15 protein-coding genes are annotated in these 15697 nt (G+C 65.1%); 3 read left to right on the forward strand and 12 right to left on the reverse strand.

Going from position 1 to position 15697, the window contains the following annotated elements; translation table 11 throughout:
- Window positions 1-15 precede the first annotated feature (15 nt).
- Both DY468_RS11375 and DY468_RS11380 read left to right on the forward strand, forming a co-directional pair.
- Window positions 16-876: an ATP-binding protein gene (locus DY468_RS11375; protein WP_349644269.1), complete on the forward strand. Its 861-nt coding sequence runs from the start codon at window positions 16-18 to the stop codon at window positions 874-876.
- Between the two features lie 100 nt (window positions 877-976).
- Window positions 977-2680, forward strand: coding sequence for an outer membrane protein (locus DY468_RS11380; protein WP_164604921.1), 1704 nt, complete (start codon window positions 977-979; stop codon window positions 2678-2680).
- Between the two features lie 247 nt (window positions 2681-2927).
- Here the strand turns inward: DY468_RS11380 and DY468_RS11385 are convergent, their stop codons facing one another.
- On the reverse strand, window positions 2928-4331 hold the full coding sequence (locus DY468_RS11385; RefSeq protein ID WP_164604922.1) for a peptidoglycan DD-metalloendopeptidase family protein: 1404 nt from the start codon (window positions 4329-4331) through the stop codon (window positions 2928-2930).
- 120 nt (window positions 4332-4451) lie between these two features.
- Entirely contained in the window at window positions 4452-5105 is a 654-nt protein-coding gene (locus DY468_RS11390; RefSeq protein ID WP_164604923.1) for a protein-L-isoaspartate(D-aspartate) O-methyltransferase, read from the reverse strand.
- Between the two features lie 226 nt (window positions 5106-5331).
- Here DY468_RS11390 and DY468_RS11395 point away from each other — a divergent pair, with 226 nt between their 5' ends.
- Window positions 5332-5706 carry a response regulator gene (locus DY468_RS11395; RefSeq protein WP_164604924.1) on the forward strand — a complete coding sequence of 125 codons (375 nt, stop codon included), beginning with the start codon at window positions 5332-5334 and terminating at the stop codon, window positions 5704-5706.
- 8 nt (window positions 5707-5714) lie between these two features.
- On the opposite strand, the gene DY468_RS11400 is transcribed toward DY468_RS11395, so the two are convergent.
- The 10 genes from DY468_RS11400 to scpB all read right to left on the reverse strand — a co-directional run bounded on the left by DY468_RS11400 (window position 5715) and on the right by scpB (window position 15687).
- Entirely contained in the window at window positions 5715-6242 is a 528-nt protein-coding gene (locus tag DY468_RS11400; RefSeq protein ID WP_164604925.1) for a GrpB family protein, read from the reverse strand.
- A gap of 211 nt (window positions 6243-6453) precedes the next feature.
- Complete coding sequence (gene surE, locus DY468_RS11405; RefSeq protein WP_164604926.1) at window positions 6454-7221, reverse strand: 5'/3'-nucleotidase SurE; 768 nt, start codon at window positions 7219-7221, stop codon at window positions 6454-6456.
- Between the two features lie 138 nt (window positions 7222-7359).
- Window positions 7360-9555, reverse strand: a complete 2196-nt coding sequence (locus DY468_RS11410; RefSeq protein ID WP_164604927.1) for a TonB-dependent siderophore receptor — start codon at window positions 9553-9555, stop codon at window positions 7360-7362.
- Between the two features lie 294 nt (window positions 9556-9849).
- Entirely contained in the window at window positions 9850-10446 is a 597-nt protein-coding gene (locus DY468_RS11415; protein ID WP_349644268.1) for a CAP domain-containing protein, read from the reverse strand.
- A 92-nt stretch (window positions 10447-10538) separates the two neighbouring features.
- Window positions 10539-11984: a serine--tRNA ligase gene (gene serS / locus DY468_RS11420; RefSeq protein WP_164604929.1), complete on the reverse strand. Its 1446-nt coding sequence runs from the start codon at window positions 11982-11984 to the stop codon at window positions 10539-10541.
- 207 nt (window positions 11985-12191) lie between these two features.
- Window positions 12192-12449: a hypothetical protein gene (locus tag DY468_RS11425; protein ID WP_164604930.1), complete on the reverse strand. Its 258-nt coding sequence runs from the start codon at window positions 12447-12449 to the stop codon at window positions 12192-12194.
- A 79-nt stretch (window positions 12450-12528) separates the two neighbouring features.
- Complete coding sequence (tatC, locus tag DY468_RS11430; RefSeq protein WP_164604931.1) at window positions 12529-13335, reverse strand: twin-arginine translocase subunit TatC; 807 nt, start codon at window positions 13333-13335, stop codon at window positions 12529-12531.
- Window positions 13332-13889 carry a Sec-independent protein translocase protein TatB gene (gene tatB / locus DY468_RS11435; protein WP_164604932.1) on the reverse strand — a complete coding sequence of 186 codons (558 nt, stop codon included), beginning with the start codon at window positions 13887-13889 and terminating at the stop codon, window positions 13332-13334. Before tatB ends, tatC begins: the two co-directional genes overlap by 4 nt.
- A 181-nt stretch (window positions 13890-14070) precedes the next feature.
- Window positions 14071-14307 (reverse strand): twin-arginine translocase TatA/TatE family subunit, encoded by a 237-nt coding sequence (locus DY468_RS11440; protein WP_164604933.1) that lies wholly within the window; start codon window positions 14305-14307, stop codon window positions 14071-14073.
- A gap of 147 nt (window positions 14308-14454) precedes the next feature.
- Entirely contained in the window at window positions 14455-15687 is a 1233-nt protein-coding gene (gene scpB, locus DY468_RS11445; RefSeq protein WP_164604934.1) for an SMC-Scp complex subunit ScpB, read from the reverse strand.
- Window positions 15688-15697: the final 10 nt, after the last annotated feature.

The following is a 15697-nucleotide window of genomic DNA, read 5'->3' on the forward strand; positions in this document are numbered from 1 at the left end:
ACCTCAGATGCCGACGTGCTGGCACGGATCGCGGTAGCACTCGAGGCGATCGCCGGCCGGATGGCCGCCCCCGCTGCCGAGCCCGCGGACGATATTCTCGACCGCGCCGAGGCCTTCATCTGGCAACCCGAAGGCCGGCTGGCGCCGGTCGCCAAGGTCAGCCGGGTCGAGATGGAACTGCTGCAGGGCGTCGATCGGATGCGCGACACCTTGATGCAGAACACCGAGCGCTTCGCCACCGGCCTGCCCGCCAACAACGCCCTGCTGTGGGGCGCGCGCGGCATGGGCAAGTCGTCGCTGGTCAAAGCCGCGCACGCCGCGATCAACGCCCGGCCGGGCGTCGAGGGCCGCCTCAAGCTGATCGAGATCCACCGCGAGGACATCGAGAGCCTCCCGGCGCTGATGACGCTGCTGCGCGCCTCGGACTACCGCTTCATCGTGTTCTGCGACGACCTGTCGTTCGACGGTAACGACGCCTCCTACAAATCGCTCAAGGCGGTGCTCGAAGGCGGAATCGAGGGCCGGCCCGACAACGTGATTCTGTACGCGACCTCCAATCGCCGGCACCTTCTCGCGCGCGAAATGGTCGAAAACGAGCGCTCGACCGCGATCAATCCCGGCGAAGCGGTCGAGGAGAAGGTGTCGCTGTCGGATCGGTTCGGGCTGTGGCTCGGGTTCCACAAATGCAGCCAAGACGAATTCCTGGCGATGGTGCGTGGCTACTGCGCGCACTTCGGAATTGCGATCGACGACGACCAGCTGCAGCGCGAAGCGCTGGAATGGTCGACGACGCGCGGCTCCCGCTCCGGTCGCGTCGCCTGGCAGTTCGTGCAGGATCTCGCCGGCCGGCTCGAGGTTCGGCTCGGCGACAGGTAATCGCCGCGCCGCCGAATCGATTCGAACGACTGGGGCTTTTTCGAGTTCGCAACGCCGGCCTTCGCCCATAGACTGAAGTCTAGATTCGGGGGACAAAATCGTGCGCAACTCGTTCATCGCTGTTTCTGCTTTGATGGCCCTGTCCTGTGCCACGGCGCAGGCCGCCGATCTGGCGCGACGCTCCGCCGCGCCGCCGGCCACGGCATGGAACTGGACCGGCTTCTATCTTGGCGGCCATGTCGGCGCCGGGTTCGGCACGGCGAAGGTCGACAACCCGTTTGGACCGTCGATCTACGGCGACACCGTGCGCGCGCCCAAAGCTCTGGCCGGCCTGCAGGCCGGCTACAACTGGCAACTGCCGGGCTCGGCCTGGGTGCTCGGTGTCGAGGCCGATGCCTCGGCGATCGACGCCGATGGTACCGACACCTGCCTTGCCTACTCCGGTCAGTTCGTCTCGGCGACCTGCCGCGTGCGCGAACATATGCTGGGCACCCTCACCGGCCGGCTCGGCCACACCTTCGGCCCCGACGGTCGCTCGCTGATGTACGTCAAAGGCGGCGGCGCGGTTCTCGTCGGCGACTTCCGGATGACGACCAACGCCTCCGACTATCTCAATCAGCCAGCGGCGGAGCTCGACAGCACGCGGTGGGGCTGGACCGTCGGCGCCGGGATCGAGTACGCGCTGTCGCCGCGCTGGGCAGTGCGCGCCGAATACGACTACGCCAATTTCGGTCACCGCGGACTCGATACGCCCGGCGGCGGCTTTCTGCAAACGCAGTTTGACCCGAACTCCCTGGTCAACACCGCCGGTGCACCGACCCAGGTGCATCAGGACATGCACCTGATCAAGCTCGGGCTGACCTATTACTTCGGCCGCGGCGACGGCGGTTTCGGTCAGGGACCGCTACTGCCCGTGAAAGCGCCTGCTGCCGATCGCTGGTCGGCCTGGCAGTTCGAGGTCGGTGCGCGCTACTGGTACAGCCACGGCCGTTATCAGAACGATCTGACGCTGAGCACTAACAGCGCGCTCCAGGAGCATCTGGTGTCGCGCCTCACCTACGAGAGCGAGGGTCATTCCGGCGAGGTGTTCTGGCGGATCGATGGTCCGCAGAAGCTGTTTCTGAAGGGATTTGCCGGCGGCGGCGGGTTGGTAGCCGGCAAGATGAACGACGAAGACTGGTTCCCCACCGATCAGCAAAACGCCACGGCGTATTCCAACACGGACCACAACAAGGTCACCGGCACGATCGGGTATGCGACGCTCGACGCCGGCATCGATCTGTTCAGCGACACGTTCGGCAAACTCGGCGTGTTCGCCGGCTACAATTTCTATCGCGACCGCAAGGACGCGTTCAATTGCCGCCAGATCGCGCTCGCTATTCCGACGGCATTCTGCGGATCGTCCGATGGAATCTCGATCAGCCAGTACGAGGATTGGCACTCGCTGCGGATCGGCGCAAACGGCACTCTGGCCGTCGCGCCGAACACCAAGCTGATCGTCGACGCCGCCTATCTGCCCTACACGCATATTTCAGCGCTCGACATTCATCACAACAGAACCGACGTCGCCGACAAGAATTCGCCGGCCTGGGGCACCGGCCGCGGTGTCCAGCTCGAAGCCATTCTGACTTACGACATCACCTCAAGGTTCAACGTCGGTGTCGGTGGCCGCTACTGGGCGATGTGGGCGACCGACGTCGACACCGCGGGCTTTGGCAGCCCGGTGCCGACCCAATTGCTCCCGATCCGCGTCGAGCGCTACGGCACCTTCGTGCAGGCGTCCTACAAATTCGACGTTCACTGAGGCTAACTCGAGTGGTTCAGGTTCTGATGGGATCGGAACTGCACGTCTGAGAGTTCGGAGCCGCCGCAGAACCTGGGCCGATTTTAAGCCCAGCTCTCCGGATGAACGCTGTTTGCTGTTAGCAAGGAGCAAGTCCGTCAAAGTGGAAAAAGCGACCACATCGGCGCACACCCTACCCACAAACAAAAATGCCCGGCCTTTTGGGGCCGGGCATCTTGTCTTCGCCGGTATCGCTCAACCGCGTTGCTCAGGCGCCGTTGAGGAACTTCAGCGGGTCGACCGGGGTCGATCCCTTGCGGATTTCGAAGTGCAGCTGCGGTGAGGACACCTCGCCGCTCTGGCCCGACTTGGCGATCACCTGGCCGCGCTTGATGGTCTCGCCGCGCTTGACCATCAATTCGCTGGCGTGGGCGTAGGCCGAGACGTAGCCGTTGGAGTGGCGGATCAGAACCAGATTGCCGTAGCCCTTCAGCTCGTTACCGGCATAGGCGACGACGCCATCTTCGGCAGCCTTCACCGGCGTGCCTTCCGGCACCGCCAGGTTGATACCGTCGTTGGACTTGCCGTTGGTCTTGGCACCGTAGGCAGCAATCACACGACCGCGGGCCGGCCAGCGGAAGCTCGGCAGCGCGCCGGTCGCTTCGGCAGCCTTGACCGGTGCAGCTTCAGCGGGCGCGGCGGCTTCGGGCGTTTCAGTCGGCGCAACCATCCGTGCCTTCTGCGGCGGCTCGGCCGGAGCCGTCGGGGCGACGTTCGCCATTCGCACCGGCGCAGCCGCCATCGGCGCGGCGGCCGGCGTCTGGATCGGGGGCTGTGCCGGCGCGAGACCCGCAACCTGGGCGCCGGGCACATTGATCTTCATGCCCGGCTTCAGCTTGGTCGTGGTGGAGAGGTTGTTGTAGCGGGCGAGCTCACCGAGCGGGATGTTGTTGCGCCGCGCAATGTTGATCAGCGTGTCGCCGTTGTTGACGTAGTGCACCCGCGCCGGTCCGGGCGCGGCGGTTGCGACCGGACGGGGAGCCGGCGGAGCCGATACCGGCGCGGCGACCGGCGCCGCCTGAGCGACCGCGGCATTGCGGCTCGGGATGACGAGCTGCTGGCCCGGCTGCAGCCGGCGCGGTCCCTTGTAGCCATTGGCGCGGAGGATCTCGGCGGTCGAGACGTGGTAGCGCTGCGCCAGGATCTCCAGCGTATCGCTGGTGCCGACGATGATCTTCGTCCCGGCGCTGTGAACCGGAGCCGCGGCCTGGACCGGCTGAGCGGCAGCGACCGACCGCGGTGCCGGCACAGTGCCGGTCGGCTCGATCGGCGCACGCGGCGGCGGCTCGTAGGACGCCACCCCGCGCCCACCGCCGGAGTAGCCCCCGCCCCCATTCGCGACCGGATAGGACGAGGGCGACGACAGCGGCGGCAAGGCCTGGGATTGATACTGAGGTTGCGGCTGCGGCTGATACTGGGGCCGCGCATATTGCGGCAGTTCGCGGCGTGGAGGCTGGGCCACCGACCCGGTGGTTTCGACAGGCCCGAACGGAGCCTGCTGAAAGCGTGTCTGCATGTCGGCGCTGCACGCACTGAAACCGACGGACATCAACGCCAGCACCGCAACTTGCGGAGCGCGGCGCGAGCAAAGCAACGCGGCGACGCGGGACATGGTTACTCACTCTTACGCAATACGATTGGTAAATTGAGTAAACACTGCGCCAGTAAACAACCGTTTAACCTTGCGCGGAAACCGCTTGTTGACGCTGAGAAAATCAAAACCTCAGCGGTGTCAGAGCTCGCGTGCAGTGCCGCGCAGCGCCGGCACGAAACGGACCTCGCCAAGCACCTTGCGCTCGTCGCCAGTCGTACTGCGGCGCATGCGCACCAAGCTCTGTCGTCCGTTCGGTGGCCCGACCGGCGCGATCAGCACGCCGCCGGGATCGAGCCGCTCGAGCAGTCGCTCGGGCAACTCCGGCACCGCCGCCGTGACCAGGATGCGATCGAAGGTGCCGGCGGTCTCCGGCAGATCGAACCCGTCGCCGAACACCACCTCGACATTGCTGCAGCCGAGGTCGGCAAGCCGGTGCCGTGCACGGTCGGCCAGCGTCTTGAAGCGCTCGAAGCTGAGCACATCGGCGGCTAGCCGCGACAGCACCGCGGCGTGGTAGCCGGACCCGGTGCCGATCTCGAGCACGCGGTCGCGCGGCCGCAATTCCAGCTGCTCGGTCATGAACGCCACCACGAACGGCTGGCTGATGGTCTGGCCGCAGGCGATCGGCAGCGCAGTGTCGCGCCAGGCCCCGTCGCGATAATTGGGATCGACGAAACGGTCGCGCGGCACCGCCTCCATTGTCCGCAGAACTGCCTGATCGCTGATTCCGCGCCGCCGCAAGCTGAGCTGGAACATCATCTTTTCGGGCGGCGGGGCCGCGGGGCTCGGCATGTCGGGTCTCGCGATCGGTCGACGCGCCTTGCTGTCCGGTTCCGGATGGCGCGATTCTCGGCAGAGTGTTGGCGTGCCGACCGATGCCTTGCAAGTGCGGAGCGTGACGCAATGCGCCAAATGATGCTTGCATTTGCCATCCCGCCGCTTATTTGCGACGGTGATCGACGAAGCGCGCGCGATGCAGATCGGCGGCGCAACAGCACATTCTCGAGGACATCATCCGATGACGACACCGAGTCCGACCGGCGGCTCCGTCTTCCTGGTCGAGGACGAAGCGATGATCCGCATGATGGTGGCCGACATGCTCGAAGAGCTGGGGTTCTCGGTCGCCGCCGAGACCGGCGAAATCAACGAAGCGCTGCAGCTCGCCGAAGCGACCGAGTTCGATATCGCGATCCTCGACGTCAACGTCAACGGCAAGGTGATCTCGCCGGTTGCCGACCTGCTCAAGGCGCGCAACCGCCCCTTCATCTTCGCCACCGGCTATGGCACCCAGGGCGTGCCGGAAGATTATCGCGACCGCCCGGCGCTGCAGAAACCGTTCCAGATCGAATCGCTGAAGCAGGCGCTCGACGCCACGTTGCGCGGCGCCGCGTAGCTGCTGCGTCACTCCGTGCGATCGTCCCCGCGTTCAGCCGAGCCAAGGCGCAGCGCGTCCGTGACGAAGGCATCCTTCGCGGCCCTGTAACGATCCATTGGCTGCCCGTCATGGGCCAGCTTAAGCTCATTGTAGCGTTTCACCAGAGCCGGATCGGCGCGTAGCGCGGCGGCGAACTGGTGAAAAACGTCGAACCCTCCACCCTTGACGGTGAGCTGGATGCCGAGATGGGGCGTGCAGGTCTCGTCCTCGAAGGCGGCGAACTCGTTGGTCCGCACCGAGCCTGAATTGCGTGCGTAGCGGGCGGCGAGCGCGGCCTCCGCGGCCTGGAAGTCTTCGCGCTGCACCCGGACGACGATGTCGAGGTCGCCCTTGGTGAGACACCCTGGCACTGAGGTCGCGCCAATGTGCAGGAGTTCGCATGTCTTGGGCAGAACGGCGACAAGCTGCTGCTGGACAGCCGCAAACAGACGCTCCGCGGCATCACGGGCGTGGTGATGATCCGCGGCAATCTGGAACCGATCAGGAATGGGCATGTGCATTGACCGCAGGGTAGAGAAAGGCGCTTAGCGCCACGCCTAGCGTCCGACGCATCGACATGCGACGGCATCCGTGCGCGATCCTCGCCGCTTCGCCGCGCGACCGTCTTTGCCCCTGCGACATTGAACGCCCCGTCCCGTATCATTGACCTCGGGGCGCCCCGCTTGATGGGTTTCGCTGCGCTCAACCCATCCTACGCGCTCGGTCTCAGGCCAGCGTTTTGGTCAGCGCCGCCGAGAATGTTTCGTCGGTGCGGTCGAGCTTGAGCGGCGTCACCGACACGAAATTGGCGGCGAGCGCGGCCAGATCAGTGCCTTCCGCGGGCATGTCTTCGACTTTGATCCGCTCGAAACCGATCCAGTAATACGGATTGCCGCGGCCGTCATGGCGCTCGTCGATGCGCAGGAAGCCGGGATTGCGCTTGCCCTGCCGCGTCACCACCACGCCCTTGACCTGGTCCGGCGTACAGGCCGGGAAGTTGATGTTGACCACAGTGTTCTTCGGCACGCCGGCGGCCATCACCTTGCGGATGATGTCGGGCGCGTGAGTCCGCGCGGTCTCCCACAGCGGCGCGTTGCGGGTCTCGATCGTGAATTCCTGCGACAGCGCGAACGACGGCAGCCCCAGGATGGTGCCTTCCAGCGCGCCGGCGATGGTGCCGGAATAGACCACGTCCTCGGCGACGTTACGGCCGCGATTGACGCCGGACAGCACCAGATCCGGCGCCTTGTCCTTGAGGATGAAGCGCGAGCCCATGATCACGCAGTCGGTCGGCGTCCCGCGCACCGCGAAGTGCCGCGGGCCGACTTCACGCAGGCGCAAGGGATCGTTCAGCGACAGCGAATGCGACACTCCGGACTGGTCGAGCTCGGGCGCCACCACCCAGACGTCGTCGGAGATCGCACGGGCGATCTGTTCGACCGTCTTGAGGCCGGGCGCATGAATGCCGTCGTCGTTGGTGCACAGAATCCGCATGTCGCAGGGCCGCCTCTCTGAAGGTCTTTCTTGGGCCGTCGTCATATCCGGCTCAGCCGCGAGAGGCAAATTCGGCCCAAGCCGACCGGAATCGTGCGGCGCCCCCAGGGGCAATGGTGCCCAGGAGGCGCCCGAACGTCACCAGCGAGCGGTGACGCTGCCGAGCACCGTGCGGCCCTGCGTGAAGGTGCAGTTGCCGCCGTTGCAGATGCCGATGCGCTGATCGCCAAGATTGCGCGCGTTGACGGCGAACCGCATGCCGCGGAAATCGTAGTGCACGCCGGCGTCGAACGCCGTGCTCGCCGGATTGCGCACGGTATTGGCCGCGTCCGCCCAAGTCTGATCGATCCAGCGCACGCCCGCGCCGAGACCGAACCCGGCGAGCGTGCCGGTCTGCCAAGTGTAGTCCATGAACACCGCCGCCTGCTGGGTCGGAACGCCGATCGGCACCTTGCCGAGATCTGCATCGTTGCTGCGCGTCACCTCGGCCTCAGTGTAGCTGTACGAGGCGATGCCTTTCAGACCCTCAGCGAGCGACAGCACCGCCTCCAATTCCGTCCCGCGCGACCGGATCTGCCCCGTCTGCACCGAATACATCGCGCCGAACACCGGATCGACCGTCAGCACGTTGTCCTTGGTCAGGTTGAACCAGGTCGCCGTGAAGTAGCTGTTCCAGCCGCGCGGCTGATACTTGACGCCGGCCTCGAACGACTCGCCGGTGGTCGGCGCGAACGGCGATGCCCCCCGCCCCGGCGCCGTGGTGCCGGCCTGCGGCAGGAACGACGTCGCGTAGTTGACGTAAGGGGCGACGCCGCTGTCGAACAGATACAGCAGCCCGGCGCGCCCGGTGAAGCGGTCAGGCGTGCTGGAGGTCGTCGTCCCCGACAGTTCGTTGTACTGCGACAGCTCGGAGAAATCCTGCCGGCCGCCGACCGTCAGCCGCCATCCGCCGAGCGCGAGTTGGTCCTGCACATAGAGGCCAAGCTGTCCGAGCGACTGCCGGTTAGCAGCGAGCAGCGAAAGCTCGGAGGTCGGAAACGCGACGCCGAAGACTGGATTGGTCAGATCGAGCGGCGGCGCCGACCCGACCGAATAGCCGAACTTCGTCGCCTGCCTGAAATAGTCGAGGCCCGCCAGCACGGTGTGCCGGATCGGCCCGGTCGCCAGCTTCGCCTCGATCTGGCTGTCGATGGCGAAGGTGTTCAGCGTCTCCTTGAAGTTGGATGCGTAACGGTTGAGCGTGCGCCCATCGGCCGACAGGCCGAGCCCGTCGATCATGTCGCCGTCGAGCCGGGCGTGGCCGATCCGCACGTTCTGCCGGAACGTCAGCGCTGGATCGAAGCGGTGCTCCAGCCGGTAGCCGATCGAGGCCTGCGATAGCTTCAGCACGTCGAACGCGGGATCGCCGAGGCGGATATTGGTGGCCAGCCCGGTAGTCGGGTTCTGCATGTAATACGGCCACATCGAGGCCATGCTGCGCGTGTACTCGGACAGGATGGTCAGGGTCGTGTCCTCGCCCAGCTTCGCAGTGACGCTCGGCGCGAGGTAGACGCGGTCGTCCCAGGTGCCGGGAATCTGCGTGCCGCTGTCGCGCACCAGGCCGGTGAAGCGATACAACAGATCCTCGTGGCCGGGCACCGGCCCGCTGAAATCGAACCGCCCCTGGTAGCGGTTGAAATTGCCGACGTCGAAGCCGGCTTCGTTGAGGCGATACGGCAGCGGCATCTTGCTGACGTAGTTCACCAGGCCGCCGGCGTCGTTGGCGCCGTACAGCACCGAAGACGGTCCGCGCAGCACCTCGATGCGCTCGGCGCCATAAGGCTCGTTGCGGAAATAGACGTAGAGACCGTTCCCCTGCCGCAGACCGTCGCGATAATTGCCGAACTGCGTGCTCGAGAAGCCGCGGATCATGAATTGATCGTAGCGCGCGTCGTAGCCGAACGGCTGCGTCTGTACGCCGGCCGTATAGGCCAACGCTTCGCCGACCGTGCGGGCGCCGGTGTCGCGGACCTGATCCTGGGTCACGACCGAGACCGATTGCGAGCTTTCGATCAGCGGCGTGTTGGTCTTGGTGCCGGTCGCACTGCCGGACGCAACGAAACCATTGACCGGCCCGGTCGCGCTCGACAGCGTCGTCGCGGATGCCGGCACGGCCGCGGCCGGAGGCTGAGCCGGTGTTGGGCGCAGCGCCGTTCGGCGCGGCTGTGTCGCCGTCGAGCGGCGATCGGCGCGCACGCTCCGCGGCTGCGCCGGCTTCGGCGCATCGACCGTGACCGAAGGCAGCGATGTCTGGGCATGGCCCTCGACACTCCAGCCGGCATCCCCGATCAACAAACTGCAGCTCGCGAGCGCAACCTTTCGCGATATTTCCCAACCCGGCATTCCAAGTCCCCAGCTGTAACAACTGGAAACGGCTTATGGCGGGCGAGGCGGTCTGGAACAATTTGAATGGGTCCAAACAGGACAGCGACGTCAACACGCATTACTTGGAAAATCCGCGATAATTGGCCATAGCAGGCGCGTAGACGCTTGGCGCCGCGTACTGTTCGAACTATTCTAATTATTTCCGGATGCGGCGCGTTGCCGAACGGTTCGGAAAGTAGCGCACGATACGCTTTGCAATCAGTTTTAGAGACAGAGGCCGAGCATCCGCACTGTGCAATCCCGTGCGGCGGAAGGTTTCGGCAGCTGCTTGCTCCAAGTGGCCGGCGGCTCGGCCGCGGCCTTGGAGCTGGCGGTCGATTTCGCCGGTTGCTTGCCCGAGGATTTAGCCGGCGGCTTTGCCTTCGGCTTCGGTTTCTCGTCGCCCCCGGCGATCACCATCGCCCAATAGGTCCTTCCGCTCGCGCTCGACCGGACGCTGGCGACACCGACTTTGGAGGCGCCTTTCAGCAGCAGATTGGCGCGATGACCGGGCGAGTTGATCCACTGCTTCAGCGTGTTCGGAAAATCCGGATAACCGTAGGCGATGTTCTCGGCGGCGCGCGACACCTTGGCCGGCGCCACCCGCGAGGTGAACGAGCCGCCGACCTCGTGGCTGAGCACATCCTTCGACGCCATCGCGGCCGCCTGCCGCTGCGCGATCGCATTCAGCGCCGCGTCCATCACCACCCTGCCCTGGCCATTCTTGGCGCGGAAAGCGGAGATCATCTCGGCAGGTCCAGCGGCGAAGGCGGGCAGCGCAGAAACTGAAACGAAGAAGGTCACCGCAAGTATCAGCGTCATTGCGAGCGCAGCGAAGCAATCCAGCGCCCGGTGCACAGGGCTGGATTGCTTCGTCGCTTTGCTCCTCGCAATGACGGAGAGAAACATGGCGCTTAAGCCTTCGCGATCACCTTCAACCCGCCCATGTAGGGCTGCAGCACGTCGGGGACGGCGATCGAGCCGTCTTCCTGCTGATAATTCTCGATCACCGCGATCAGCGCACGGCCGACGGCGGTGCCGGAGCCGTTCAGCGTGTGGACGAAGCGCGGCTTGCCGTCCGGACCGCGCGAGCGCGCGTCCATGCGGCGGGCCTGGAAGTCGCCGCACACCGAGCACGAGGAGATTTCGCGGTACGCGCCGCCCTCACCCTGCCCCGGCATCCAGACTTCGATGTCGTAGGTCTTCTGCGAGGCAAAGCCCATGTCGCCGGTGCACAGCGTCATCACGCGATAATGCAGACCCAAGCGGCGCAGCACTTCCTCGGCGCAGCTCAGCATCCGCTCGTGCTCGTCCTTGGATTGTTCGGGAGTGGTGATCGACACCAGCTCGACCTTGGTGAACTGATGCTGCCGGATCATGCCACGGGTATCACGACCTGCGGCACCCGCCTCGGCACGGAAGCATGGCGTCAACGCGGTGAGCCGCATCGGCAGCTCTTTCTCGTCGAGGATTGACTCGCGGACGAGGTTGGTGAGCGAGACTTCGGCGGTGGGGATGAGCCAACGACGCCCCATCTCCATCGCGATCTGTTCCGTTTCTAACTTGGTATAAGCCTCAATCAGCTTTTCGAAAGCTGACTGGGTGGCATAAAAATCGCTTAGTTTGCCCGCCTCCTTCGAGGCAATGAATGCCCGCATTTGCTGTTGCAACTGACGGATGTTGTAGCCGTTGCTTGCGAAGAACTGATCGTCCTCGAACTTCGGCAACTGCGCCGTGCCGAACATCGCATCGTCCTTCACCAGCAGCGGCGGATTGACTTCGGTGTAGCCGTGGTCGCCGGTGTGGACGTCGAGGAAGAACTGCCCGATCGCGCGCTCCAGGCGCGCAAGGCCCTTCTTCAGCACGGTGAAGCGCGCGCCGCTCATCTTCGCGGCGGCTTCGAAGTCCATCATGCCGAGCGCTTCGCCGAGGTCGTAATGCGGCTTCGGCGTGAACGTGTAGCTCGGCTTTTCGCCGAAGCGATGATGTTCGACGTTGCCGTGCTCATCCGCGCCTTCCGGGACCTCGGCGAGCGGCAGGTTCGGGATCTCCGACAGCGCCTTTTTCAGCGCCTCGTCGGCTTCCTTCACCGCGGCGTCGAGCGCCGGCATCGTGGTCTTCAGTTCAGTGACCTCGGCCATCAGCGCCTCGGCGCGGGCATTGTCCTTGGCCTTCTTGGCATCGCCGATCTCCTTCGACGCCGCATTGCGCCGCGCCTGCGCCTGCTCGGCGGCCTGCACCGCGGCGCGGCGGGCTTCGTCGAGCTTGATCAGGCTGTCCGCGATCGGCGCCAGACCGCGCCTCGTGAACGCCGCGTCGAAGGCCTGCGGATTGTCGCGGATCGCTTTGATGTCGTGCATGGGAATTCGTCCTGAGGGCATGTCGGCCAGAACGGCTGGAGTACCCTGAATGGCCCGAATTTGAAAGGCACGCGCCGCGCTCTCTCCCGTCATCGCCCGCGACGACGCCGTCCTCTGAGCTTCATCATAAGGCTTGAGCACTGCGAGCCTCAAAGGATGCCCCCGCACACTCCTACAGCCAATCTTCCGAAACGACTGGTGGCGCGATCAATGCGATCGTAAGACCAAGGCGAGCACGCCCACCATAGCGGCGAGAATTCCAAAGCCCGCCGCAACGATGCCGCCGAGCCGCACGGTCAGCCGCAGCGTCAGCGTTTCCATCGCTAGCTGCAAATCCGTCTTGGTCACCAATTCCGTCATGATGAACTCGCGCGCAGCCTCGGCATGGGCTTCTGCCTGCTCATTGGAGACACCGGAGTTTCGCAAACGCTTAGCATAACCCAAAGTATCGAAAGCGAACGCCATCGACCTTCCCCCGCCCCGATCGATACAACCTAAGATAGGTACGGATCGTGGTGGGATGCAAGCCTTCGTCGTCTAACGCCTACTCCGCCGGCTTCGATTCTGCGTCGGCAGCTCCGGTCGCCGCCTCTGCGGCACGCTTCTTTTCGACGATCGACACCGCGATGATCGAGCCCTCGTACAGCAGCAGCAGCGGGATCGCGAGCGAGGCCTGGCTAATGACGTCGGGCGGAGTCAGTACCGCAGCGATCACGAAGGCGCCGACAATGAAGTAGCGGCGTTTTTCCTTGAGCTGCTTGGCGGTGAGCACGCCGATCCGCCCGAGCAGGGTCAGGATCACCGGCAGCTGGAACGCCAGGCCGAACGCGAAGATCAGCGACATCATCAGCGACAGATATTCGCCGACCTTGGGCAGAAGCTGGATCTGCGCGGTCTCGGTGCCGCCGACCTGCTGCATGCCGAGCGAGAACCGCACCAGCATCGGCAGCACCACGAAGTACACCACCAGCGAGCCGAGCACGAAGAAGCCCGGCGTGGCGATCAGATACGGCAGGAAAGCGTTCTTCTCGTGCTTATACAGACCGGGCGCCACGAACTTGTAGATCTGCGTGGCGATGATCGGGAACGATATGAAGCCGGCGCCGAACATCGCCAGCTTGAGCTGGGTGAGAAAGTATTCGAGCAGCGCGGTGTAGATGAACTTCGAGTTCTCCGGCCCGGCGACCCAGACGAACGGCCAGACCAGAACGTTGTAGATCTGCTTGGCGAAGAAGAAGCAGAAGATGAACGCGATGCCGAAGCCGAGCAGCGCCTTGATCAGCCGCGAGCGCAGCTCGATCAGGTGGTCCATCAACGGCGCCTTTGAGGCCTCGATGTCGTCGGCACTCATGACGCTTTGGCGTCCTTCGGCAGTTCGGAGCTGATTGTTTCGGGGTGCGCGAGATCCGGCGGCGCCGCGTCCGGCGTGGCGAGCGCGTGGCTCTCGGCCGCGACCGGCAGATTCGCCGGCTCGGAGACCTGCACCTCGCGCACGATCGCAAGCGGCTCGGAAACGGCCGAGTCGTGCTGGGTCGCTTCGATCAAGGTCTCGGCCGTGGGTTGCGCCGGCGTGGTCGGCTCCGCCGGAGCATCGGAGGTGCTCGACGTGGCGGGCTTATCGAGAGCGATCGCGTCGTTGACCTCGCCCGACAGCTTGGTCAGCATGTTGTGGGTCGACAGGCCGCTGGCCGCTTCCTTGACCTCGTCGAACGACTTCTTGAGGTCGGCCATCTCGGCCTCGCGCATGGCTTCCTGGAACTGCCCTTGGAATTCGCTGGCAAGCCTTCGCGCTTTGCCCATCCATTGCCCGACCGTGCGCAACACGCCCGGCAGTTCCTTGGGGCCGATCGCGATCAGCGCGACCACCCCAATCACCATCAGTTCACTCCACCCGATGTCGAACATGAAACGGCCGACTATGCCTCAATGCGCCCGCGAGCTCACGATCCGCGTGCGGGCAAGCTCGCAGCCCGCGCGTAGCGCCGTTCCGAAGATGCCGGCGGCGTGGGGCGCCGCCGGATCACATCACGTCGATTCGGCAACGCCGCGCTCCCGAAACAACGGCGCGGCTTTCGCGCCTGCGCGCTCAGACCGCCTTGCTGCCGACGTCGGTGCGGTTGGCTGCACCGGGCGTCGCGGAGTGGTCGATCGACTTAACCGGCTCGGACGTTTCCGCCGTCTTTTCATCGTCCTGCAAGCCCTTCTTGAAGGACTTGATGCCCTGGGCGACGTCGCCCATCAGGTCGGAAATCTTGCCCCGACCGAACAGCAGCAGGACGACCGCGATAACGACGATCCAGTGCCAGATACTGAGTGAACCCATCCTGCCTTCTCCCGAAACTCGACCGGCACGCCAGCCCTATTCTCCAGCGAAGCTAGGTGAAAGAGCCGCCCAAAACAAGGATTTATGCCGGCGCAACGGTGAGTTGATCAGCGTCCATCGGGTTCCTTTTGAGGCTCAGTCACAGGCTCACTGCTGCCCATCGTCCCGCTCAGGCACGTCGTCGCCGGCCTCGTCCTCGGAGCCGTCCGGTTCAGAGGTATCGAGATCCTCGGCAACGGTATCGAGATCGCTGTCGGCTTCGCCGATCGAGGCTTCTTCGTTCTCCGCGACGGTATCCTCGACAACATCCGATTCGATCAGCTCCGCCTCAGCGGTCTCGAACTCGGCAGCCACCTCGTCCTCAGAGGTCAGCTCGTCGCCATCCGCCAGTTCGGCCTCCAGCTCGACCTCGCCGACCTGATCGGTCTCCTCGCCTTCAACGTCGCCTGTCTGTTCGAGCTCGACGAAGCCGGTTTCGGCCGCGGCCTCTTCGCTCCCCGCGTCGGTCGTCTCGATCACGCCGGCCTCGGCCGCATCGGCATCCAGCTCGGCCGCTTCCGCCGCGCCGAACTCTGCATCGCCAGCCTGCGCCGCTCCGGTCGCTTCGGCCGTCTCCGGCGCAGCGGCAGCGGTCTCCGCGGCGTCGCCCTCCAGATCCAGTTCGGGCTGCGGCGCAACCGACAAATCGAGATCGCCGGGCTCGAGCGGATCCTCGTCCTCGCGCAGCTCCGGATCATCCGACGGCGTCGGCACACTGAATCCGGTCGGCAGGCGGGTGTCGAGCAGGCCGGTGCCCTTGAGTTCTTCGAGGCCCGGCAGGTCGGTGAGCGACTCCAGGCTGAACTGCGACAGGAACGCTTCGGTGGTGCCGAAGGTCAGCGGACGGCCCGGGGTCTTGCGGCGCCCGCGCGGCTTGATCCAGCCGGTCTCCAGCAGCACGTCGAGCGTGCCCTTCGAGGTCGCCACGCCGCGGATCTCTTCGATTTCAACGCGGGTGATCGGCTGGTGATAGGCGATGATCGCCAGCATCTCGATCGCGGCGCGCGACAGCTTGCGGGTCTCGGTCGACTCGCGGGTCATCAGCCAAGCGAGATCGCCCGCGGTGCGGAACGTCCATTTGCTGGCGATGCGGACCAGATTGACGCCACGGCCTGCGTAGTCGTCCTGCAACTGCTTCAGCGCCGCCTTGATGTCGACGCCTTCCGGCATGCGCTTGGCGAGCGCGGACTGCTCCAGCGGCTCGGGGGACGCGAACAGCAGGGCTTCGAGCAGGCGCAGCTCCTCGGGCCGGGACTGCGGCTGCTGTTCGGCGCTGTCATCGGCGAGATGTTCGACCGGTTGTTCGAACTCCACGATGCGCTTCTCCGCCAGACTTGCCATGGCTCGGTCT

Source organism: Rhodopseudomonas sp. BR0M22 (assembly GCF_010907035.1).
Lineage (GTDB): Bacteria > Pseudomonadota > Alphaproteobacteria > Rhizobiales > Xanthobacteraceae > Rhodopseudomonas.